This is a genomic window from Rahnella bonaserana (assembly GCF_019049675.1).
Lineage (GTDB): Bacteria > Pseudomonadota > Gammaproteobacteria > Enterobacterales > Enterobacteriaceae > Rahnella > Rahnella bonaserana.
Genome location: NZ_JAFMOW010000067.1, coordinates 461,199 through 483,469, shown reverse-complemented (window position 1 = coordinate 483,469; position 22,271 = coordinate 461,199). Strand labels below are relative to the sequence as shown.

Sequence of the window (22,271 nt, the reverse complement as noted above, 5' to 3'; positions counted from 1 at the left end):
ATCCTTGTCTTTGTTGTTTTGCAAAAGTACAGACAAAAAAAGACCGGGCACATGGCCCGGTCTTCTCAGATACCGCGCCCGTCGTTATTCGAACAGGTTACGGTGTAGAGTTTTAACGACCTGATCGGCATCATTGCCCGGCACCAGGAAGCACAGGTTGTAACTGCTTGCGCCGTAGCAAATCATGCGGATATTGAACGGATCCAGCACGCCGAATACTTCTTTGCCAACGCCACAGGCCTGCGACAGCTTGTTGCCGATGATGGCGACCAGCGCCAGATTTTCTTCCACTTCCACGCGGCACAGTGAGGATAATTCTGTCAGCAGCGAGGTGGTCAGCAGGCTGGCATCAGAAGAGGTCGAACCGGTGGTATCCAGCGTCAGCGCTACGCTGACTTCGGATGTGGTAATGAGATCCACGGAAATGCTGTGACGCGCCAGAATGCCAAACACTTCGGCGAGGAAACCGCGTGAATGCAACATGCTCAGGCTGTGCAGCGTGACCAGCGTTTGTCTGCGACGCAGGGCAATCGCGCGGAATAGCGGCGGGTTGTCAGTGGTATCACACACTAACGTGCCACCGCCCGACGGATCTTTGCTCGACCCGACAAACACCGGGATCCCGCGACGTACTGCCGGCAGTAATGTGGCAGGATGCAGAACTTTCGCGCCAAATGTCGCCATTTCAGCGGCTTCTTCAAAGGCGATATGATCAATGCGTTTTGCCGCGGGCACCAGACGTGGATCGGTGGTGTAAATCCCCGGTACGTCCGTCCAGATATCGACACGGACGGCGCTCAGCGCTTCGCCCAGCAACGCCGCTGTATAGTCACTGCCGCCACGGCCAAGTGTCGTGGTGCGGCCTTTGCCTTCAGAACCGATAAAGCCTTGTGTGATGACCAGCGCGTCCTGCAGGCGCGGTTGCAGTTGCTGCACGGTGAGCTCGCTCAGTGCCTGCGTGTCCGGCTCTGCACGACCGAAACGATCGTTGGTGCGCATGATTTTACGCACGTCGAACCATTCCACCGGCACGTTGCGCTGGCGGATGATTTCAACAAACAGCAGGGTAGACATCAGCTCGCCGTGGCTGACCAGTTCGTCAGTCAGCGCCGTTGATGTCGCGAGGCTGGCGGCTTCGGATAACATCGCGATGTTTTCCAGCATGCGGCCCAGCTCTTCGCGGATCACCGTCGGATTGTCAAGCCGGTCGATAATGGCATTCTGGATACGGCGAATTTCATCAAGCAGGAACGCCCGGCGCTCAGCTTCTTTGCCTTCGGCCAGCTCGACTAATAAATTGGTGACGCCCGCAGAGGCGGAGAGAACAACCAGACGCACTTCAGGGCGCGACAGAACGATATCTGCACTGCGATTCATGGCGTCGAAATCCGCTACGCTGGTACCGCCGAATTTGGCGACGATAACGTTGCCCAGAGGCTGCGGGTTGGCGTTGCGGGTTGCTGCGTAATTCATGTAAAACCTCGTGTCAGGGTCGTCATACCAGACGGCCATCTATTCCATAAACTTTAAGAATTGGCACAAGGGGAGAGCGGGAAGGGGGCAGACGTAGAAATGCTACGATACACCCAGAAGCGCCCCACCTTGTCGACATCCTCTCGGATGCCCGGTGACAACCCAGGGGATTCAGCCCCTGTAGTCGATCATATGCCTGCCGCGGGCTTCAGACCTCGGCGTCGCTCCCCCTGATGTACCTTCGTAGGATTCGGCTCCTCCGATACACTTCCTGGGCGACGCGCCTCTTCTGGCTCACGCGACACGCGCGTGAGTTAGGTGCTTAGGAATAACGGGTTATGGCGCGTCTGTCAACGGTCTCGCGGCCCCTGCGCCACATTTTGAGCGATTCTCATCTAATATTGTTCTCTGTCATTGTGATTTAGCAGATCTGACCTATCGCAAGAAAAGGCATCTCTTCCCGGGAAGTTCAGGATACAATCGGGACAGTTACCTCATATTTATTCTCAGCCTAAGAGCATTGCTATGAAAAATATCAATCCAACTCAGACCGCTGCCTGGCAAGCCCTGCAGCAGCATTTCGACAAGATGAAAGATGTGCAGATTAGCCATCTGTTTGCTGAAGATGGTGATCGTTTCTCCAAATTCTCTGCCACGTTTGAAGACCAGATGCTGGTCGATTTCTCCAAAAACCGTATCACTACAGAGACGCTGGACAAACTGCAGGCGCTGGCGAAAGAGACCGACCTTCAGGGTGCCATCAAATCGATGTTCTCTGGCGAGAAGATCAACCGCACAGAAGACCGCGCCGTGTTGCACGTTGCCCTGCGTAACCGCAGCAACACGCCAATCGTCGTGGACGGCAAAGATGTGATGCCGGAAGTGAATGCGGTTCTGGCGAAAATCAAAAGCTTCACCGAACGCGTTATCGGTGGCGAGTGGAAAGGTTATACCGGCAAAGCCATCACTGACGTGGTGAACATCGGTATCGGCGGTTCAGACCTCGGCCCGTTCATGGTGACCGAAGCGCTGCGTCCGTACAAAAACCACCTGAACATGCATTTCGTCTCCAACGTGGATGGCACACACATCGCCGAAACGCTGAAAGATTTATCACCGGAAACCACACTGTTCCTGGTCGCATCAAAAACCTTCACCACCCAGGAAACCATGACCAACGCCCACAGCGCGCGTGACTGGTTCCTGAAAACTGCTGGCGACAACAAACACGTGGCGAAACACTTCGCGGCGCTGTCTACCAACGGTAAAGCGGTGAGTGAGTTTGGTATCGACACCGACAACATGTTCGAATTCTGGGACTGGGTCGGCGGCCGTTATTCACTGTGGTCCGCAATCGGTTTGTCCATCGCCCTGTCTGTTGGTTTCGATAACTTCGAACAACTGCTGAGCGGTGCCCATGCGATGGATAAACACTTCGCCAATACCCCGGCGGAGAAAAACCTGCCGGTTCTGCTGGCGCTGATCGGTATCTGGTACAATGATTTCTACGGCACCGAAACCGAAGCAATTCTGCCATACGACCAGTACATGCACCGTTTTGCTGCTTACTTCCAGCAAGGCAACATGGAATCCAACGGTAAGTTCGTTGACCGTAACGGCAACCCGGTGGATTACCAGACGGGCCCGATCATCTGGGGTGAACCAGGCACCAACGGTCAGCACGCGTTCTATCAGCTGATCCACCAGGGAACCAAAATCATCCCTTGTGACTTCATCGCGCCGGCTATCAGCCATAACCCGCTGAGCGATCACCACGCTAAACTGCTGTCTAACTTCTTCGCACAGACTGAAGCGCTGGCATTCGGTAAATCTCTGGACGTCGTCGAGAAAGAATTCGCCGAGCAGGGTAAAAAACCGGAAGACGTTAAACACGTCGCACCGTTCAAAGTGTTTGAAGGTAACCGTCCGACCAACTCCATCCTGCTGCGTGAAATCACGCCTTACAGCCTGGGTGCGTTGATCGCGATGTATGAGCACAAAATCTTTACTCAGGGCGCTATCCTGAACATCTACACCTTCGACCAATGGGGTGTGGAACTGGGTAAACAGCTGGCGAACCGTATCCTGCCAGAACTGGAAGGCGACAAAGATGTTACCGGCCACGACAGCTCGACTAACGGCCTGATTAATCGCTTCAAAAACTGGCGCTAATCCCTCGTCATCCTTCGCGCTGCCTCGGCGTTGGCTGCCTTCATGAATCCCGGTCACATACTTGTGTATGCTCCCGGGAGTTCACTCAGTTGCCGCCTGGATGCAGCACGAATGATTTAGAGGAACGTGCCGAATTATTTCTAAATAAAAGGGTTAGCTTTCACCGGCTGGCCCTTTTTTAATGCTCGTTTTCTGGTGCGGACTCTGTGGTATTCTGCGGGTATTCATAACAAAAGTGGGATGTAGATCACATGGCAGGATCAAAACGCGCAATGATGATATCCGTCATTATGCAGCGAATCTTGAACATTTTCTTATTGGGACTGGCCGCGATCCTGATGATTTTTATCGGGCGCGAAACCTATCATCTGGCGATGGTGTTGTTCGTTAATAACGACCAGTCTTCGTCGTATTTGCTGATAGAGGGAATTGTCATTTACTTCCTCTATTTCGAGTTTATTGCGCTGATTATTAAATACTTTTCTTCGGGCTATCACTTCCCGTTACGTTATTTTATTTACATCGGTATCACCGCGATTATCCGTTTGATTATCGTCGACCACAAAAGTCCTTATGACACACTGGTTTACGCCTGCGCGATCCTCGTGCTGGTCGTGACGCTGTTCCTGGCTAACGGCGAACGTTTGCGCCGCGAATAAAACAGGCCATTACTGCCCCGCATTCATGCGCTAGAATGCGGGGCAGATAATTCATTGGAGGTATGAATACCTTCATTACGGAGCCGTTGATGTCTGATTCCCATTCCCCCGAACAATCCCCGATCCACTGGTTTGACGATCCCTCGCAGGTGCCTGCGGATGTCGCCGACTGGCTGATGGAAATGGGATCCATGACCCGCCGGTTTGAAAAGCAGGGTGTTACCGTCACCGTGAAGCCGCAAAACGAATGTTTTGTCAGCCGCGAGGAACTGGGTGAAAGTGAAGCACAGCAGTTGCCGGAAAGTGCCCGTTACTGGATCCGCGAAATCGTGCTGTTTGGTGATGCCGAACCCTGGCTGTTGGGCCGCACGGTCATTCCTGAAGAAACGCTGACCGGGCCTGATCTGGCGCTGGTTGATCTGGGCACTGTGCCCCTCGGGCGCTATCTGTTTAGCGGCAACAACCTGACCCGCGATTACATTCACCTGGGGCAATTGCAGAGTGAACAGGGCGATTTATGGGCGCGTCGTTCCCGTCTGCGTCTTTCAGACAAGCCGCTGCTGCTGACTGAAATTTTCCTGCCGGACTCGCCGGTGCATCGCCCCGAGGGTAAAGTGAGCAAGGCATGAGCCAGACTAATCAACAAGGAGAACAGAGAGTGTCAGGAAGTATGACTCAGGGCACATGGCGTGATTACTGCCGCCTGATGCGTATTGATAAACCTATCGGCTCGCTGTTGCTGCTGTGGCCAACATTATGGGCATTGTGGGTCGCCGGTGGCGGAATGCCGTCGGCTAAGATTTTGCTGGTTTTCGTGCTGGGCGTTTTCTTTATGCGTGCAGCTGGTTGCGTGGTCAACGACTACGCAGACCGTAAATTTGACGGTCATGTAAAACGTACCGCGAACCGTCCGTTGCCGAGCGGTGCGATTAGCGGCAAGCAGGCGAAAATGCTTTTCGTCGGGCTGGTGCTGGTGTCCTTCCTGCTGGTTCTCCTGCTTAACCGCATGACGATTTTGCTTTCTCTGGCCGGACTGGCGCTGGCATGGATTTATCCGTTTATGAAGCGGGTCAGCCATCTGCCACAGGTCGTTTTAGGCGCTGCATTTGGCTGGGCAATTCCGATGGCGTACGCGGCGGTAAGCGAAAGCGTACCGCTCAGCTGCTGGCTGATGTTTGCTGCCAATATCTGCTGGACAGTGGCTTACGATACGCAATATGCCATGGTGGATCGTGATGATGATTTGAAAATCGGCGTGAAATCGACAGCGATTCTGTTCGGACGTTTTGACACGCTGATTATCGGGCTGCTGCAACTGGCGACGTTAGTGCTGATGGGCATTGTCGGCCATCTTTCCCAGCTTGGTGCGCCGTTCTACTGGTCGCTGCTGCTGGCTGCTGCGCTGTTTATGCATCAGCAGAAGCTGATTGCTAAACGCGAACGCGATGCCTGTTTCCTGGCTTTCCGTCAGAACAACTATGTCGGGCTGGTGCTGTTCCTCGGCATTCTGATGAGCTTGTCATCGTTCAGTTTCTGAGATTTCCAGACCTTAGACGGTATCCATAAAAAACGCCCGGACTCTGTAAAAAGTCCGGGCGTTTTGTTTTTGCCGCCTGCTGGTGGCTGGCGCTAATACCGGTTAATGATCGGTATCGCGCACATCCATCTTCGGCTCAGCCGGTGGCTCCGTCGGTTGCGGCAGCTCAGAAGGCATTCCCGCACTCTCGATCGTCAGCTTGATATCCGGCGTCATCAGGTCACTGAGCATGATGTAAATCTCACGTGTTTGTTCCTGAATAGCATCTCCGGTATCACTGATATAACCTTCTGCGCGCAGTGTGCCGACCAGTGTAGAGAACACCGCTTTGTCGAAGAACTCCGGTGCATTTATACCGTGCAATACCGACAAACGCTGCGCCATAATCCGGCTCTCTTTCTCCAGCGCACCGCGGTTGATGCTTGGATTATTGGTGAGCAGGGAGAAGGTAATCGCATAACGTTGCAGCGTTTCACGCACACCTGCGGCCAGCAGTTGCAGGGTACGGATACGTGCAGGATTCAGCGTCAGTTCATCGTCTTCCAGATGAATGATTTGCTGACGCGCCAGTTCCAGCGTCAGAACATCCAGCACCTGCGGCAGTTCAGCCGTATCGTAGTGCATAAACAGTTCGGCTTTCAGCATCGGATAAATCAGTTCTACCTGATGCAGTAATTCTGCGCGGGTGACCTGACGGTGATGCATCACGATGCTTGAAATCAGGGACGGCAACACCAGCATATGATGGATGTTGTTGCGGTAATACGTCATCAGCACGGCCTGCTCGCGCGGCAGAACGATGATGTCACCGATGTTGTCTTTCTCGACCTGGAACTTGTTCATGTTCAGCGCGTGATCGAGCAACTGATCTGCGGTCAGATCTGGCACGGTAGAATCCGCGTTGTAAGGCACGTTGCGCAGCAGTTGCAGATAGCAGTCGATTTGTTCGGTCAGCTGTTCACGGGTCAGTGAACGCTGGCGCGATGCCAGCAGTGCGGTACAACACAGGTTCATGGCGTTAGCCGCGGCTGAGTTGTTGATACGCACCATAATCTGCTCTGCCAGATCCTGCACCGTCGGCGTCAGCCAGCTCGGACGTTGCGCTTCGATCGGGTCGATCGCTTCACGCCAGGTGGGTACGTTCTGGTTCAGATAAGTGGTCAGATGCAGCGGCTCACCGAAGTTCACATAACCCTGACCGAGGTTGCGCAGTTTACGCAGCCCGTTCAGCATCTGCGTCAGGCTTTCTTTCTCTTTGGTCGCCCCGCGTAACTCTTTGGCGTAGGTACCCACTTCCATCACGTGCTCATAACCGATGTAAATCGGGACTAACGTAATCGGACGTGAACCGCCACGCAGCATGGCCTGAATGGTCATCGCCAGCGTACCGGTTTTCGGTTCCAGCAGACGTCCGGTTCGCGAACGGCCACCTTCCACAAAGTATTCGACCGAATAACCGCGGCTGAATAACTCGCCCAGATATTCGCGGAAAACAGTGGAATAAAGCTTGTTGCCTTTAAAGGTACGGCGGATAAAGAACGCACCCAGACGACGGAAAATCGGGCCAGCCGGCCAGAAGTTCAGGTTGATACCGGCAGCGATATGCGGCGGCACCAGCCCCTGGTGATAGAGTACGTAAGACAGTAGCAGGTAGTCCATGTGGCTGCGGTGGCAGGGCACATACACAATTTCCTGACCATCAAGCGCCAGCTGACGGACACGCTCAGCATTGTTGACGTTGATACCTTTATACAAACGGTTCCACGTCCAGCTCAGCACGCGATCTGACAGACGCACGGCCTCATATGAGAAGTTCGCCGCGATTTCTTCCATCAGTGCGATAGCATTCTGCTGGGCTTTTTCGTGGGAAATTTTCTTGCTGCGGGCTTCGTCTTCAATCGCTTTTTCGATGGCTTTGGAAGCCAGCAGTTTATTGAATAAATCCTGACGAGCCGGAAGACGCGGGCCGACTGCCGCCAGACGCTGGCGGGAGAAATGCATACGCGCCACGCGAGCCAGTTTCTGGGCGATGGTTTTGTCTGTGCCGTGCTCTGTCGCCATATAGCGCAGGGAAACGGTATTGGAGAAACGGACAAAACTGTCACGTCCGAGCCACAGCACAGCGAAGAATTTCTGGATACCATTCAGTACGCGCAGATGCGGCGTATCATCCTGACCTTCACGGCCGGGTGCCCGACCAAACATCACGGAAACCGGCAACATCTGAATGTCTAATTCCGGGTTGTTGCGGTGCAAATCCAGATAGTCGTGGAACAGCTTTACGGATTCCTGCTTCGGCGTGTAATACGAGAACACACGCGGGCCTTCAGCAATGAAAACATGACTTGGCAGCAAATTTCCGTCGATTTCCAGCGGAATAAGGGGATCGGGCAGATTCTCTGCCAGACATTGCGCACGCAACGTCAGCAAGTCCGCTTTGGAGTTGTAAGGCAATACGTACAAAATCGGGCGCGTCGGGTCTAAATGCAACTCGGTAACCGGATCTGAAGGTATGACCTTGCTCTTTACCAGCAATGAGAGTGGTAAATTCAATAATGTGTAATAAAGTCTACGCCAACCTGACATAAAAACGTGAAGCCTCTTGTTAGCCATTTCGCCGCAAGGATACCAGAAAGATCCGTGGAGATCTGTGGTCATATAAAAGCTAAAATACGGCACACTTTTAAGGACAACCCTTCAAGGATCAGTACCCGAAATGGCGAACCAAGTCACTGGATTTACCCGAATTTATAAAGCAGCCGGTTATTCCTGGAAAGGATTGAAAGCCGCATGGCAAAACGAAGCGGCTTTTCGCCAGGAAGCCAGCGTCGCTATCCCGTTAATTTTGCTATCTTTCTGGCTCGATGTGAGCACGGTTGAACGCATTTTGCTGGTAGGCTCCGTGGTGCTGGTCTGCGTCACCGAGTTGCTCAACAGTGCAGTGGAGTGCGCGATTGACCGTATCGGCTCTGAATTTCACGTGCTCTCAGGTCGTGCAAAAGATATCGGCTCAGCTGCCGTACTTCTGACCATCATATTGGCGATTTTTATCTGGGTCAGCATCTTTTGGCCGCGATGGTTCTGATCTGGAAGCTGTATTCCAGGAATCACCGTTATGCCCTGTTTTTATTCAATCTTAGGTTTTCATTGACCGTTTAGCTGTATATACTCACAGCAAGACTGTATAAACAACCAGGGGGCGGAATGAAAGCTTTAACGACCAGACAACAAGAGGTCTATGACCTTATTCGCGATCATATCTCCACCACCGGTATGCCACCGACTCGCGCAGAGATTGCATCGCGTCTGGGTTTCCGTTCTCCCAATGCGGCGGAAGAGCACCTGAAAGCGCTGGCACGTAAAGGCGTTATCGAGATCGTTTCCGGTGCATCTCGTGGTATCCGTCTGCTGATGGAAGAAGAAGAAGGTTTACCGCTGATCGGCCGCGTTGCCGCCGGTGAACCGTTGCTGGCACAGCAACATATCGAAGGGCATTATCAGGTTGATCCCGCGATGTTCAAGCCGAGCGCTGATTTCCTGCTGCGCGTCAGTGGGATGTCGATGCGTGATATCGGTATCCTGGACGGCGATTTGCTGGCTGTGCATAAAACGCAAGATGTGCGTAATGGACAGGTTGTCGTGGCGCGTATCGACGATGAAGTCACCGTTAAGCGTCTGAAAAAACAGGGTAGCGTGGTGCAGTTATTGCCTGAGAACAGCGAATTCCAGCCGATCGTGGTGGATTTGCGTGAACAGAATTTCAGCATTGAAGGGCTGGCCGTAGGCGTCATCCGTAACGGCGACTGGATCTGACCTTCGTACTTCGGGCTATCTCTGCGTTGGCTGCCTTCGCGAACCCCGGTCACATACTTGTGTATGCTCCCGGCGTTCGCTTAGTTGCCGCCTTGATATAACTCGAATTACTCGGTCAGATATGACTGAGTCAGAAATTGCTGTGTCAGATAGAGAAGACTAAAACACATTGAATATGGATGGCGGCCGCCTCTGGCATCCATGTGAATTCAAAGAGAAATGCGTTTCTCTCATCATCGCCCCGAAAGGGGCGATGTCATTTACAGGCATAACCTGAACCTCCGGCATGAAATTCTCTATGCAACATCATTCCCTGCGGCAATCATTCAAAAACACCTTTTTAAGCCCCGCCGATAAAGCGCTCTGGACGCTGGCGTTGCCAATGATATTTTCAAATATCACGGTGCCTCTTCTTGGTCTGGTGGATACCGCAGTGATCGGTCATCTCGACAGCGCGGATTATCTCGGTGGCGTGGCGGTTGGTTCGATGGTGACGACTTTCCTCTTCATGATGCTGCTGTTTCTGCGCATGAGCACCACCGGTATGACCGCGCAAGCGCTGGGCGCACAAGATAACCAGTTGCTGGCGCGCGCTTTCGTGCAGCCTTTTCTGCTGGCGATACTGGCGGGCGTCTTCATCCTGTTGTTCCGCCATCCACTGATTGCACTGGCATTTCATATCGTCGGGGGCAGCCAGCCGGTACTGGAACAGGCGAAGCTGTTTATCGACATTCGCTGGTACAGTGCGCCAGCATCTCTGGCGAATCTGGTGATCCTCGGCTGGTTGCTGGGGATTCAGTATATTCGCGGGCCGGTGATTTTGCTGATTGCGGGAAATCTGCTGAATATTATCCTGGATATCTGGCTGGTAATGGGGCTGGGGCTGAATGTTCGTGGCGCGGCGATGGCAACCGCCAGTGCGGAGTATTTCACGCTGTTCATCGGGCTGTATTTTGTCTGGCGGGTGATGAAACGACGCGGTATTACCCGTGCAGAAATCACTTCCGCATGGCGCGGTAATTTGCGCCGTCTTCTCGGACTTAACCGCGACATCATGCTGCGATCATTGCTGTTGCAACTTTGCTTTGCCTCACTGACCGTACTGGGCGCGCGGCTGGGCAGTCACATTGTGGCGGTCAACGCCGTTCTGATGAATCTGCTGACCTTTACCGCATTTGCACTCGATGGTTTTGCTTATGCCATCGAGGCGCATTCCGGTGAGGCGTTCGGAGCGCGCAATCGCGAAAAGCTGCTGAACGTATGGCATGCCGCATGCCGTCAGGCAGGGCTGGTGGCGCTGGCCTTTGCGCTGATGTATGCCTTAGCAGGCGAGACAATCATTAATGCACTGACGTCTTTACCGCAATTACGTGAGCTGGCGGATCATTATCTTGGCTGGCAGATTGTATTACCGCTGGTGGCAGTGTGGTGTTATCTGCTCGACGGGATGTTTATCGGCGCCACGCGCGGGCGGGATATGCGGAACAGCATGCTGGTAGCAGCGCTCGGATACGGACTGACGCTCCTGACCTTACCGGTGCTGGGAAACCATGCGCTGTGGCTGGCGCTAACCGTTTTCCTCGGCTTGAGGGGGCTTTCACTGGGATGGATATGGCGTCGTTACTGGCAGCGCGATACCTGGTTTTCTTCTCCCGGACACTGAATTCGAAGTGTTTTATCAAAGAGATAAATCTCTTGTTGCCGTTATTTCCTGCTTTGGAATAATCCTAATAATGGTTTTTAGCCCTGTTCGGGGAGGATTAATCCAGATTCTCTACTAACCTTAGAAGTGTTAAGGACGAGCTGCCGGAACAAAACGCAGCTCCATAAACCCAAGGTAACAGGAGATATTTTATGAATAAGGACCAAGCCGACGGTAACTGGAAACAGTTCAAAGGGAAAGTGAAAGAAAAATGGGGCAAACTGACCGATGACGACCTGACAGTGGTTGAAGGTAAACGTGATCAGTTGGTTGGTAAGATCCAGGAGCGTTACGGCTATCAGAAAGATCAGGCCGAGAAAGAGCTCAAGGAATGGGAAACCAGCAACAAATATCACTGGTAATACGCGACTCCCCCTCGCGTGTCAGTGACGTATCCTGAGATTTAGCTGCTCCTACCCGGAACGCTTCAGGATACGGGTACAAGGATGTACCCAACTTTACGTCTTTACTTCGTTATGCCTTACCTTTACCAATTCCCCCTGCTCAAGCACCTAAATCCCTTAGCGTTTTTTAACCACAATACTGTGGTCATGATCGCAGTGCTCATGGCTTTCACAGGTTTCCACGACCTTACATTCCGCGCATAAACCGTGGGCTTCCACGACAGAATGGCGAAGCTCAAAGCCGGATTCCGACGCCAGTTTCGCCAGACGTTCTTCAATACCGTCAGTGGTTTTTTCCGTCACCAGCCCGCAGCGGTCGCAGATAAACAACGCTGACGTGTGGCTCGGCTCTTCGAAATGGTGGCAAAGCACGTAGCTGTTAGCCGATTCAACCCGATGGATAAAGCCTTGTTCAAGCAGAAAATCCAGCGCGCGGTAAACCGTCGGTGGTTTTGCCTGTGGCTCACTGACACGCAGCAGATCCAGCAAATCATAGGCGCTGATGGCACCGGGTTGTTGCGTCATCAGGCGCAGTACTTCCAGCCGCTGCGGCGTAAGACGAACATTGCGCTGCTGGCAAAGTTCTTCAGCTTGCGAAAGTAATTTTTCCGGATTATTCAGGGTCATAGCAACGTTCTCTGAGCGCAGATTGGGTTCGATAGGCCACATCATGCGACCATTGTTGATTTTATCATGCTTAGGCTAAAACGACGAATTATGCGCCATTCAACCCGCCATTGCGTCCAGCGCCTGTCTCCCGGCGACTCTCTTACCCAGCAAATGTCGCTGAACAGCACGACGATTAACATTGCGGAATGGGAGTGCTATGTCTGCAAGCCAATAAACCACGCAAGATGCCGAATCTTTGTTCTGTGGTATAATCACCGATTAACTTCCCTCTGGCGTTGCGCCGGAGGGAGCGCCACGAACCCCTTCAGCGAATGTCAGGCCGATGTCAGAAACTCAACACGCAATGCCCCAAACCACTCCGTTCTCCGCCCAGCGTTTTTCCGTTGCGCCGATGCTCGACTGGACCGATCGCCATTGTCGCCATTTTCACCGGCTGATGACCGGCCAGACGTTGCTGTATACCGAAATGGTCACCACCGGTGCCATTATTCACGGCAAAGGGGATTATCTCGGGTTTGGCGATGCTGAACATCCGGTGTCATTGCAGCTGGGTGGCAGCAATCCAGCTGATCTGGCGCATTGCGCAAAACTGGCAGAAGAACGGGGTTATGACGAAATTAACCTCAACGTCGGTTGCCCGTCAGATCGCGTGCAGAACGGCATGTTTGGTGCCTGTCTGATGGGGCAGGCGTCACTGGTAGCGGATTGCATCAAAGCCATGCGCGATGTGGTTTCAATTCCGGTGACAGTCAAGACCCGTATCGGTATTGACGATCAGGACAGCTATGAATTCCTGTGTGATTTCATCCGTCAGGTGTCTGAAAACGGCGGCTGCGATACCTTTATTATCCATGCGCGTAAAGCCTGGCTTTCCGGCCTCAGCCCGAAAGAAAACCGTGAAATCCCACCGCTCGATTACCCGCGTGTCTATCAGCTCAAGCGTGATTTCCCGCATCTGACGATGGCGATTAACGGCGGTATTAAAACCCTCGAAGAGGCCAAAACGCATCTGCAATTTATGGATGGCGTGATGGTCGGTCGCGAGGCTTACCAGAACCCGGGCATGTTGCTGAATGTCGATCGTGAGTTGTTCGGCTGCGACGCGCCGCTGAAAACGGGTCCGGATATTATCCGCGCGCTCTATCCGTATATCGAAGCTGAACTGAGCAAAGGCACCTATCTGGGCCACATTACCCGCCATATTCTTGGCCTGTTCCAGGGCGTGCCGGGGGCGCGTCAGTTCCGTCGTCATCTGAGTGAGAACGCTCATAAAGCCGGCGCGGGCATTGATGTCGTTGAACAGGCATTGCAGATGGTCGCTCACCCACAGGCAATGACGGCGCAGGCCTGAAAAATCAGGTGAGTAAAATCACTATCTGTTAGTCAATTTTACTATTTTTTCGCAGGTCGTTCGTGCCTGCGAATTATTTTCTCTCTGTAATTCAATCTGTTATTTATCTCATCACACTGGCACGTTTCTTGTAATAACTAGCTTGTGTTCTGACATCACGTCTTATTGCACATGGCTTATTAAGGAGCACCCGATGCTGGAAATTCTCTTCGTGCTTGGTTTTTTCTTTATGCTGATGCTGACCGGCATTTCGCTGCTGGGCATGGTCGCTGCGCTGATCGTCGCATTTGCGTTCATGATGCTGGGTGGGTTTCTGGCGATTGTTATAAAAATGTTGCCTTGGCTGGTTTTGGCCGTGGTTGCCGTGTGGATTTACCGGACATTTATTAAACCTGATCAGCCAAAATATCGCCGCCGCCGTTTACCGTAATTTTTAATGTCGATAAGTGGTTTCTGTAACTGCATGAAATACTGGCGATTAACGCGGCTCTTTTGAGCACAAAAAAATGTAATCGTTGCAGCAATAACTTTTGCTTATGTGCTAGCGATCACAAGCTGGGTCAGAATGTGCGGTCGAAATGCATAAATCATATTTTTTAACATGGGTGACTGTTAGGATGGAATTCATTGGCAGCCAGCAGGCTGTAAACCGAATTCATCAAGTCCGCTGAGGCACACAATAGTCACTTAAGTGACATCGCCCTGTGGATTTACCTGGCAGTACCCCTACAGCAGTACCCGTCTGAAATCAGAGGTCGTCTGAGTCAGACAGTAAGAAAGGCTTCCATATTCTGGAAGCCTTTTTTGCATTGGTTTAGGGAACTGTTATGGGATCAGTAAACTTGAGCCTTGCGTTACGCGGCTTTCCAGCGTTTCATGCGCGCGTCTGGCTTCAGAGAGCGGGAATTTTTGTGCGTCGCTGACGTCCACTTTTATCGCGCCGCTGGCAATAAGTGAAAACAGCTCGCTGCTCGCATGTGCCAGTTCTTCGCGATTGGTCACGTAGCCATTCAGGGAAGGGCGCGTGACGAACAGCGAACCTTTCTGATTGAGGATCGCCAGATCCACGCCTTTCACCGGCCCTGAAGCGTTACCGAAACTGACCAGCAAACCACGGCGTTTCAGGCTGTTCAGCGATTTCTCGAAGGTGTCTTTACCGACGGAATCGTACACCACACCGACTTTTTCACCGCCGGTCAACTCCGCCACGCGGGTGGCAATATCTTCTTTCTGATAGTTAATGGTTTCCCATGCACCGGCCTGTTTAGCACGTTCGGCTTTTTCGTCCGATCCTACGGTGCCGATCAGTTTTACACCCAGCGCTTTTGCCCACTGGCAGGCAATCAGGCCTACACCACCGGCAGCTGCATGGAAAAGAATGGTTTCACCCGCCTTTACCTCGTGGGTCTGGCGCAGTAAATAGTAAACCGTCAGCCCTTTAAGGAAGGACGCCGCCGCCTGTTCAAAACTGATGGCATCCGGCAGCAGGGCAATTTTTTCCTGCGGCACGTTATGGAATTCACTGTAAGCCCCGAGCGCCGATTGCGCGTAGACCACGCGGTCGCCCGGCTTAATACCGGTCACGTCGCTGCCGACTTTACTGACAATCCCTGCCGCTTCAGTCCCTAAACCGGCCGGAAAACTGGCGGGCGCATACAGACCGCTGCGCACGTAAGTATCGATATAGTTAATACCGATGGCCTTATTCTCAACCTGAACTTCGCCAGCCTGCGGATCTTGTGGCTGATAATCAACGTATTGCAGAACCTCGGGGGTACCTGTTTCAGAAAACTGGATGCGCTTTGCCATGTTTTTCCCTCGTGATGGAGTCTGATTTCAACCCTAGGCTAAATGTCCGGGACAATCCAGATTTTCGGCACGAAGGGTTAATACCCTTTTGAAATGGTTTATACTGTCGCGCGAGTCTGGCTCCGATTTTTGGAAACCGGACGCTCATAAAACAGGCGCTTAGAGCAGGAACTAATCCACAGATGGCAGCAAAAAAACCGACCAATCAACAGAACGAAAACCGCGATCGCCAGATGGAAGGATTGAAACTTCCGCCGCATTCGCTGGAAGCTGAGCAATCCGTTCTGGGCGGGCTGATGCTGGACAACGAACGCTGGGATAACGTCGCCGAGCGTGTGGTCAGCAATGACTTCTTCAGCCGCCCGCATCGCCTGATTTTCACCGAAATGCAGCGTTTGCTGGAAATGAGCAAACCGATCGACCTGATTACGCTTTCTGAATCTCTGGAACAGAAAGGGGAACTGGACTCCGTCGGCGGTTTCGCCTATCTGGCAGAACTCTCGAAAAATACACCCAGTGCGGCGAACATCGGTGCTTACGCCGACATCGTGCGTGAACGCGCCGTGGTGCGCGAAATGATTTCCGTCGCCAATGAAATTGCCGATGCGGGTTATGATCCGCAGGGCCGCAGCAGCGAAGACCTGCTGGACTTAGCCGAATCCCGCGTATTCCAGATTGCCGAATCCCGCGCCAGTAAAGACGAAGGTCCGAAAAGCATTGACCGCATTCTGGAAAGCACCGTTTCGCGTATCGAAGAATTGTTCCAGCGCCCGCACGACGGCGTGACCGGAGTTTCAACCGGCTATGCCGATCTTGATAAGAAGACCGCCGGTCTGCAAAAATCGGATCTGATTATCGTGGCGGCGCGTCCGTCGATGGGTAAAACCACATTTGCGATGAACCTCGCCGAAAACGCGGCGATGATGCAGGACAAACCGGTTTTAATCTTCAGTCTCGAAATGCCCGGCGACCAGATCATGATGCGTATGCTGGCGTCGCTTTCCCGCGTTGACCAGACCAAAATCCGTACCGGTCAGCTTGATGACGAAGACTGGGCGCGAATTTCCAGCACTATGGGCATTCTGCTCGAAAAACGTAACATGTATATCGATGATTCCTCTGGCCTGACGCCAACGGAAGTCCGTTCGCGCGCGCGACGTATTTTCCGTGAACACGGCGGTCTGAGCCTGATCATGATCGACTACCTTCAGCTGATGCGCGTTCCGTCGCTGTCTGATAACCGTACGCTGGAAATTGCCGAAATCTCCCGCTCGCTCAAAGCGCTGGCGAAAGAATTACAGGTGCCGGTGGTAGCGCTGTCGCAGCTGAACCGAAGCCTGGAGCAACGTGCCGATAAACGCCCGGTCAACTCCGACTTACGTGAATCCGGCTCCATTGAGCAGGATGCCGACTTAATCATGTTCATCTATCGTGACGAGGTTTATCACGATAACAGTGAAGAAAAAGGCATCGCGCAAATCATCCTCGGTAAACAGCGTAACGGCCCGATCGGTACCGTCCGCCTGACCTTTAATGGTCAGTGGTCGCGATTTGATAACTATGGTGGCCCGCAATACGACGAAGACTAGTGCGGAGCTAGCTTACTTGCCATTTTGAACCCGGGCAGTGCTCACTTTTTTTGGAAAGATTGGCTCACGTACTTTGTGTACGCTCCGGTTTTTCCGCGCTGGCCGAACGCAAACTGGCTGCGCCAATAACGCGCCTTTAGGCTGCTAAAACCTCAATAATTTCATGCAAAGGACTCAAAATGAAAGCGGCTACGGCTGTCATTGATCGCCGCGCTCTGCGACACAATCTGCAACGGGTGCGTCATCTGGCACCACAAAGTCGTCTGGTTGCGGTAGTGAAAGCAAACGCTTATGGGCACGGTCTGCTGGAGACGGTGCATAGCTTGCAGGATGCCGATTATTACGGCGTTTCCCGTCTCAGCGAAGCGCTGATGCTGCGCAAAGCCGGTGTTGTAAAACCTGTTCTTCTGCTCGAAGGCTTTTTTTCCGCCAGTGAATTACCGCTGCTGGTTGAACATCAGCTCGATACCGCGATCCATAGCATCGAACAACTGGAGGCGCTGGAAAATGCCGACCTCGCGCGTCCGCTGAATGTCTGGCTAAAACTCGACACCGGAATGCACCGTTTGGGCGTCCATCCGGCGCAGGCAGAAGCCTTCCATCAACGCCTGAGTGCCTGCAAAAATGTCGTTCAGCCGGTCAATATGATGAGTCACTTCTGCCGTGCCGATGAGCCGGAAAGCGATGCCACAACGAAACAGCTGAACAGCTTTAACGCGTTTACCGAAGGCAAGCCGGGGCAGAAATCGATCGCGGCTTCCGGCGGGATTTTGCTGTGGCCGGAATCGCATATGAATCTGGTTCGCCCCGGCATTATTTTGTACGGCGTCTCACCGATGGAAACCGGCGCGGCCAGCGATTTCGGGCTGCAACCCGCAATGACGCTGACCTCCAGCCTGATCGCCGTGCGTGACCATGCTGCCGGTGAACCGGTCGGTTATGGCAGCACCTGGGTCAGCGACCGTGATACCCGCCTTGGCGTGGTCGCGATGGGGTATGGCGACGGTTTTCCGCGCAGTGCGCCGAATGGCACGCCGGTTTTAGTCAATGGCCGCGAAGTGTCGATTGCAGGACGCGTATCGATGGACATGATCACCGTCGATTTAGGGCCGGAAGCAACAGATAAAGTCGGTGATGAAGTGATTTTCTGGGGCGAGAAATTACCGGTTGAGCGCATTGCGCAGGCAACCGGTATCAGTGCTTATGAGCTGATTACCCAGCTTAGCGAGCGCGTTGCCCGCATTTACATTGGCGATTAAACCTTAGTTCTTAACGCCCAGCCACTGGCTGACAATCTTCTGATAGTCGCCGGTGGCTTTACTCAGGTGCAGCCACTGGTCGACATACATCTTCCAGCTCACGTCATCACGCGGCAACATGTAAGCTTTCTCGCCATATTGCAGCGGCTTTTTCGGGTTTACCGCACAGAGTTTCGGGTAATGTTTCTGCTGGTATAGCGCTTCTGACGCATCCGTAATCATCACATCGGCTTTCTTATCCAGCAGCTTCTGGAAGATGGTGACGTTATCGCTCAGCGTCAGCGTGCCTTTTGGCAGATGGCTGTGGACAAAGGCTTCGTTGGTACCGCCCTCCGGTTCAATCAGGCGCACGGATGGCCGGTTCAGCTGTTCAATCGTCTGGTACTGACGCACATTTTCGCAGCGCACCAGTGGGATTTTCCCGTCCTGATCTAACACGTTAGCGAACCAGGCTTTTTGCTGGCGTTTCAGCGTGACGGAAATTCCGCCCATCGCGATATCACAATGACCTGCGTTCATTTCGTCCGGCAATGATTTCCAGGTCACTGGCACCCAGTTCACTTTTACGTCCAGACTCGCGGCCAGTGATTGCGCCATGGCGATATCAATGCCTTCATACTCGCCGTTTTCTTTTAAAAAAGTATAAGGTTTATAGTCGCCGGTGGTGCAGACATTCAGCGAGCCTTTCTGTAATACGCGCTCAAGATGGGAAGACGTGGTATCCGCTTTTGCGAAAACGGGCAAAGCAGACAGTAAGGCGAGAGAGCAGAGTACTTTTTTCATTATTTTTTCCTTGCGTTTAAATCTTGCGCAAGTATAAGAAAAAACAGCCGATAAGTATTTATAACTCGTTATTGTGGGAATGCTTTTTGCAATAAGAATGCGACATATAAAAATTAAAACGACAGGAAAGGTGCCATGTACAGCGTTGATGATTATGACCTGAAAATTCTGACCTTATTACAAGCTAACGGAAGACTGACCAACCAGGAATTAAGCGAACTGGTCGGGCTGTCTGCCTCGCAATGTTCACGTCGCCGGATTGGTCTGGAACAGGCTCAGTTAATCCTCGGTTATCACGCGCGTCTGGCACCGGAAGCTCTCGGTTTAGGGATGATTGGTCTGATTGAAGTCAGACTTATCAACCATTTGCCAGCGCAGGTTGATGCTTTCCACAGCATGCTGGGGGAAGTGACTGCGATTATTGATGCCTATAAAACAACCGGTGATGCGGATTATTTGCTGAAGGTCGCGGTGAAGGATTTAGCCGGTTTAAGCACGTTGATCAGCCAAATTCTGTCAGTGCATAAAAGTGTGGCTCATGTAAAAACATCGGTAGTCCTTAACCGTTTAAAAGAAAACGGGTTATTAACGCTGAGCTGAGAATATTACCCCTCTGTTTTGTGCGCACTGTTATGGTGATTTGTTTTGGTGCAGCCTCACTATAATGGTGCGTTATATTGAATTAATATGCGTCATTTGTGCATGTAAAGAATAATTAACGCGTTATAAAATCTTATTTTCGATTTTTAATGCAAATTTTGTGCGCGAATATTGCCTTAATTCCTTATCTCATTAATTATCTCAAAATCTGTCTTTGGTATTATTATTTTGGGGTACGGGGAATTATGGCAAATGTTGAGGACATCAAACAGCCGGTGGAGCAGCCGCGCATCGGGCATACGCTAATTGAAGATGCCCTGGCGATCATTATCGGTACGCTGATGGTTTCTTTTGGCGTCGTGATGTTGCGTCAGGTCGGCGCGCTGACGGGCGGCACAGCGGGAATGGCATTTCTGGCGCATTACGTGACACAGATTTCGTTTGGTACCGCCTTCTTTATTATCAACTTACCTTTCTATTATCTTTCTTTCCGCCGCATGGGGTTGCCGTTCACGCTGAAAACCTTTGCTGCCGTTGCGCTGGTTTCCGTGTTCTCCGATCTGCATCCGCTGTTTGTGCATTTCGATCATCTTCAGCCGTTCTACGCCACGTTATTTGCCAACGTAATCATGGGGATCGGCTTCATTGTGCTGTTTCGCCATAAAGCCAGCCTCGGCGGCGTAAACATTCTGGCGTTGTTCCTGCAGGACAAATACGGCATTCGCGCCGGTAAACTGCAAATGGGCGTGGACTGCTGCATCGTGCTGGCGTCACTGTTTGTCGTCAGTTATGAGATGCTGATTGCTTCGGTGCTGGGCGCGGTGATCGTCAATCTGATCATCGCGATGAATCATCGTCCCGGGCGCTACAGCGTCTGAAGAAATCACTGCACAAAAAATGCCCGATAGATGACAACATAGTTGTCATCTTTTTTAACGAACTTTGATAGTCTGTGAAACAGTTGCGATGCGCCGGGCTGCCGGACGTGGATCGCCGCGCCACTCAACCAAACCAAGGAGATGTATACCGTGTTCCAACATGTCGATGCCTATGCCGGTGACCCGATTTTGTCGCTGATGGAAAGCTTCAAGACCGATCCGAGACAAGATAAGGTAAACCTGAGCATCGGTCTTTATTACGACGAGCAGGGTATTATTCCGCAACTGGCTGCGGTGGAAAATGCAGAGAACCAGCTGAACGCCGGTCCACAGGCTGCGTCAGTGTATCTGCCGATGGAAGGTCTGCCGGCATACCGCGCAGGCATTCAGGAACTGCTGTTTGGTGCCGATCATCCGGCGCTCAAACAACAGCGTATCGCGACCATTCAGACCGTTGGCGGTTCCGGCGCGCTGAAAGTCGGTGCAGATTTCCTTAAGTTTTATTTCCCGAATTCAGAAGTTTACGTCAGTGACCCGACCTGGGAAAACCACGTGGCTATCTTTGGTGGCGCAGGCTTCAAAGTGCATACTTATCCGTACTTTGATGCAGAAACGCTGGGTGTGAATTTCACCGCGATGATTGAACGCCTGAAAACCTTGCCGGCGCAAAGCATCGTGCTGCTGCATCCGTGCTGTCATAACCCGACGGGTTCTGACCTGACACCAGCGCAGTGGGATCAGGTGATTGAAGTCACTAAACAGCGCAAGCTGATCCCGTTCCTCGATATCGCTTATCAGGGTTTTGGCGCGGGTATTGATGACGACGCTTACGCCATTCGTGCGATGGCGACGGCAGGCGTGAACTGCTTCGTCAGCAACTCCTTCTCGAAAATTTTCTCCCTGTACGGTGAACGCGTCGGCGGATTGTCCGTGGTGTGTGAAGACAGCGAAGCCGCAGGCCGCGTGCTGGGCCAGCTGAAAGCGACCGTGCGTCGTAACTACTCCAGCCCGCCGAACTTCGGTGCGAAAGTGGTGGCGAAAGTCCTGAGTGACAGCGCCCTGAACGCGCAATGGAAAGCCGAAGTTGAGAAAATGCGCACCCGTATTCTCGAAATGCGCCACACGCTGGTCGACAGCCTGAAAACTGCATTGCCAGGCCGCAATTTTGACTACCTGCTGCAACAGCGCGGGATGTTCAGCTACACCGGTTTCAGCGAAGCGCAGGTCGTTCGTCTGCGCGAAGAATTCGGCGTGTACCTGATCCTCAGCGGGCGTGTCTGCATGGCGGGTCTGAATCACCATAATGTGAAACAGGTGGCTGAAGCTTTCGCCGCCGTTCAGTAAATCCCCGTCATACTTCGGGCTACGGATGCGTTGGTCGCGTTCACTCACCCCGGTCACAGGGTACGTCCCTGCTCCCGGGGCTTCCTGAACTTACCGCCTTTCCGTAACCCAAATTATTTAGGGGATTGGATGTGTATAAGGCTGACAGAAATGTCGGCCTTTTTCGTATTTGCGATCTGCTACCTTTCTTTTTTACGATGTTGCTGCACACTAAATAGACGATTCCGGTTCGCGGGATCGTCATCATCAGACAAGGAGAAAGGCCAAA

General features: G+C 52.5%; 20 protein-coding genes and 1 riboswitch. Of the genes, 15 read left to right on the top strand and 5 right to left on the bottom strand.

The genetic code is table 11. The features are described from left to right. Positions 1-84: 84 nt before the first annotated feature. Positions 85-1,473, bottom strand: coding sequence for a lysine-sensitive aspartokinase 3 (gene lysC / locus J1778_RS21660; protein WP_217174909.1), 1,389 nt, complete (start codon positions 1,471-1,473; stop codon positions 85-87). Between the two features lie 109 nt (positions 1,474-1,582). Further along, positions 1,583-1,770, bottom strand: a riboswitch (Lysine riboswitch). A gap of 228 nt (positions 1,771-1,998) precedes the next feature. Between lysC and pgi the strand changes: the two genes are divergently transcribed. The 4 genes from pgi (at position 1,999) to ubiA (ending at position 5,841) form a co-directional block, all read left to right on the top strand. Further along, a complete protein-coding gene (gene pgi, locus J1778_RS21655; RefSeq protein WP_217174908.1) occupies positions 1,999-3,645 on the top strand; it encodes a glucose-6-phosphate isomerase in 1,647 nt (548 codons plus the stop codon). A 251-nt stretch (positions 3,646-3,896) separates the two neighbouring features. Further along, a complete protein-coding gene (gene psiE / locus J1778_RS21650) occupies positions 3,897-4,304 on the top strand; it encodes a phosphate-starvation-inducible protein PsiE (protein ID WP_217174907.1) in 408 nt (135 codons plus the stop codon). An 89-nt stretch (positions 4,305-4,393) separates the two neighbouring features. Continuing rightward, positions 4,394-4,933, top strand: coding sequence for a chorismate lyase (ubiC, locus tag J1778_RS21645; protein WP_120163848.1), 540 nt, complete (start codon positions 4,394-4,396; stop codon positions 4,931-4,933). A 41-nt stretch (positions 4,934-4,974) separates the two neighbouring features. Then, positions 4,975-5,841, top strand: coding sequence for a 4-hydroxybenzoate octaprenyltransferase (gene ubiA / locus J1778_RS21640; RefSeq protein ID WP_217174936.1), 867 nt, complete (start codon positions 4,975-4,977; stop codon positions 5,839-5,841). Between the two features lie 102 nt (positions 5,842-5,943). Here the strand turns inward: ubiA and plsB are convergent, their stop codons facing one another. Beyond that, positions 5,944-8,427, bottom strand: a complete 2,484-nt coding sequence (plsB, locus tag J1778_RS21635; RefSeq protein ID WP_217174906.1) for a glycerol-3-phosphate 1-O-acyltransferase PlsB — start codon at positions 8,425-8,427, stop codon at positions 5,944-5,946. Positions 8,428-8,557: 130 nt separating this feature from the next. Here plsB and J1778_RS21630 point away from each other — a divergent pair, with 130 nt between their 5' ends. The 4 genes from J1778_RS21630 to J1778_RS21615 all read left to right on the top strand — a co-directional run bounded on the left by J1778_RS21630 (position 8,558) and on the right by J1778_RS21615 (position 11,718). Beyond that, positions 8,558-8,926 carry a diacylglycerol kinase gene (locus J1778_RS21630; protein ID WP_217174905.1) on the top strand — a complete coding sequence of 123 codons (369 nt, stop codon included), beginning with the start codon at positions 8,558-8,560 and terminating at the stop codon, positions 8,924-8,926. Between the two features lie 119 nt (positions 8,927-9,045). Then, positions 9,046-9,654 (top strand): transcriptional repressor LexA, encoded by a 609-nt coding sequence (lexA, locus tag J1778_RS21625; RefSeq protein ID WP_047605531.1) that lies wholly within the window; start codon positions 9,046-9,048, stop codon positions 9,652-9,654. A 298-nt stretch (positions 9,655-9,952) separates the two neighbouring features. After that, on the top strand, positions 9,953-11,317 hold the full coding sequence (gene dinF / locus J1778_RS21620; protein WP_217174904.1) for an MATE family efflux transporter DinF: 1,365 nt from the start codon (positions 9,953-9,955) through the stop codon (positions 11,315-11,317). 191 nt (positions 11,318-11,508) lie between these two features. Beyond that, positions 11,509-11,718: a CsbD family protein gene (locus J1778_RS21615; RefSeq protein ID WP_112287077.1), complete on the top strand. Its 210-nt coding sequence runs from the start codon at positions 11,509-11,511 to the stop codon at positions 11,716-11,718. Between the two features lie 159 nt (positions 11,719-11,877). Here J1778_RS21615 and zur read toward each other — a convergent pair whose 3' ends face one another. Next, entirely contained in the window at positions 11,878-12,387 is a 510-nt protein-coding gene (gene zur, locus J1778_RS21610) for a zinc uptake transcriptional repressor Zur (RefSeq protein ID WP_217174903.1), read from the bottom strand. Positions 12,388-12,733: 346 nt separating this feature from the next. Between zur and dusA the strand changes: the two genes are divergently transcribed. Together dusA and pspG are read left to right on the top strand one after the other, a co-directional pair. Beyond that, positions 12,734-13,741, top strand: a complete 1,008-nt coding sequence (gene dusA / locus J1778_RS21605) for a tRNA dihydrouridine(20/20a) synthase DusA (protein ID WP_217174902.1) — start codon at positions 12,734-12,736, stop codon at positions 13,739-13,741. 193 nt (positions 13,742-13,934) lie between these two features. Continuing rightward, positions 13,935-14,171, top strand: coding sequence for an envelope stress response protein PspG (pspG, locus tag J1778_RS21600; RefSeq protein ID WP_217174901.1), 237 nt, complete (start codon positions 13,935-13,937; stop codon positions 14,169-14,171). A 395-nt stretch (positions 14,172-14,566) separates the two neighbouring features. Here pspG and J1778_RS21595 read toward each other — a convergent pair whose 3' ends face one another. After that, positions 14,567-15,550: a quinone oxidoreductase gene (locus tag J1778_RS21595; RefSeq protein WP_217174900.1), complete on the bottom strand. Its 984-nt coding sequence runs from the start codon at positions 15,548-15,550 to the stop codon at positions 14,567-14,569. 182 nt (positions 15,551-15,732) lie between these two features. Here J1778_RS21595 and dnaB point away from each other — a divergent pair, with 182 nt between their 5' ends. Then, a complete protein-coding gene (dnaB, locus tag J1778_RS21590; RefSeq protein ID WP_113876676.1) occupies positions 15,733-17,139 on the top strand; it encodes a replicative DNA helicase in 1,407 nt (468 codons plus the stop codon). Positions 17,140-17,318: 179 nt separating this feature from the next. Beyond that, entirely contained in the window at positions 17,319-18,398 is a 1,080-nt protein-coding gene (gene alr, locus J1778_RS21585; RefSeq protein WP_217174899.1) for an alanine racemase, read from the top strand. Positions 18,399-18,401: 3 nt separating this feature from the next. Here the strand turns inward: alr and J1778_RS21580 are convergent, their stop codons facing one another. After that, on the bottom strand, positions 18,402-19,181 hold the full coding sequence (locus J1778_RS21580) for a transporter substrate-binding domain-containing protein (protein ID WP_217174898.1): 780 nt from the start codon (positions 19,179-19,181) through the stop codon (positions 18,402-18,404). 135 nt (positions 19,182-19,316) lie between these two features. On the opposite strand from J1778_RS21580, the gene J1778_RS21575 reads away from it, so the two are divergent. The 3 genes from J1778_RS21575 to J1778_RS21565 all read left to right on the top strand — a co-directional run bounded on the left by J1778_RS21575 (position 19,317) and on the right by J1778_RS21565 (position 22,003). Continuing rightward, positions 19,317-19,781, top strand: coding sequence for an Lrp/AsnC family transcriptional regulator (locus J1778_RS21575; protein WP_217174897.1), 465 nt, complete (start codon positions 19,317-19,319; stop codon positions 19,779-19,781). A 245-nt stretch (positions 19,782-20,026) separates the two neighbouring features. Continuing rightward, entirely contained in the window at positions 20,027-20,659 is a 633-nt protein-coding gene (locus tag J1778_RS21570) for a YitT family protein (protein WP_217174896.1), read from the top strand. A gap of 150 nt (positions 20,660-20,809) precedes the next feature. Continuing rightward, complete coding sequence (locus J1778_RS21565) at positions 20,810-22,003, top strand: amino acid aminotransferase (protein WP_217174895.1); 1,194 nt, start codon at positions 20,810-20,812, stop codon at positions 22,001-22,003. Positions 22,004-22,271: the final 268 nt, after the last annotated feature.

Bases quoted from the DNA above. Each gene is read 5' to 3' on its own strand.
- ubiC (WP_120163848.1), top strand. From the start codon at position 4,394: ATGTCTGATTCCCATTCCCCCGAACAATCCCCGATCCACTGGTTTGAC.
- lysC (WP_217174909.1), bottom strand. From the start codon at position 1,473: ATGAATTACGCAGCAACCCGCAACGCCAACCCGCAGCCTCTGGGCAAC.
- zur (WP_217174903.1), bottom strand. From the start codon at position 12,387: ATGACCCTGAATAATCCGGAAAAATTACTTTCGCAAGCTGAAGAACTT.
- lexA (WP_047605531.1), top strand. From the start codon at position 9,046: ATGAAAGCTTTAACGACCAGACAACAAGAGGTCTATGACCTTATTCGC.
- ubiA (WP_217174936.1), top strand. From the start codon at position 4,975: ATGACTCAGGGCACATGGCGTGATTACTGCCGCCTGATGCGTATTGAT.
- dusA (WP_217174902.1), top strand. From the start codon at position 12,734: ATGCCCCAAACCACTCCGTTCTCCGCCCAGCGTTTTTCCGTTGCGCCG.
- plsB (WP_217174906.1), bottom strand. From the start codon at position 8,427: ATGTCAGGTTGGCGTAGACTTTATTACACATTATTGAATTTACCACTC.
- pgi (WP_217174908.1), top strand. From the start codon at position 1,999: ATGAAAAATATCAATCCAACTCAGACCGCTGCCTGGCAAGCCCTGCAG.
- dinF (WP_217174904.1), top strand. From the start codon at position 9,953: ATGCAACATCATTCCCTGCGGCAATCATTCAAAAACACCTTTTTAAGC.
- J1778_RS21575 (WP_217174897.1), top strand. From the start codon at position 19,317: ATGTACAGCGTTGATGATTATGACCTGAAAATTCTGACCTTATTACAA.
- pspG (WP_217174901.1), top strand. From the start codon at position 13,935: ATGCTGGAAATTCTCTTCGTGCTTGGTTTTTTCTTTATGCTGATGCTG.
- J1778_RS21615 (WP_112287077.1), top strand. From the start codon at position 11,509: ATGAATAAGGACCAAGCCGACGGTAACTGGAAACAGTTCAAAGGGAAA.
- J1778_RS21595 (WP_217174900.1), bottom strand. From the start codon at position 15,550: ATGGCAAAGCGCATCCAGTTTTCTGAAACAGGTACCCCCGAGGTTCTG.
- J1778_RS21630 (WP_217174905.1), top strand. From the start codon at position 8,558: ATGGCGAACCAAGTCACTGGATTTACCCGAATTTATAAAGCAGCCGGT.
- psiE (WP_217174907.1), top strand. From the start codon at position 3,897: ATGGCAGGATCAAAACGCGCAATGATGATATCCGTCATTATGCAGCGA.
- J1778_RS21570 (WP_217174896.1), top strand. From the start codon at position 20,027: ATGGCAAATGTTGAGGACATCAAACAGCCGGTGGAGCAGCCGCGCATC.
- alr (WP_217174899.1), top strand. From the start codon at position 17,319: ATGAAAGCGGCTACGGCTGTCATTGATCGCCGCGCTCTGCGACACAAT.
- dnaB (WP_113876676.1), top strand. From the start codon at position 15,733: ATGGCAGCAAAAAAACCGACCAATCAACAGAACGAAAACCGCGATCGC.
- J1778_RS21580 (WP_217174898.1), bottom strand. From the start codon at position 19,181: ATGAAAAAAGTACTCTGCTCTCTCGCCTTACTGTCTGCTTTGCCCGTT.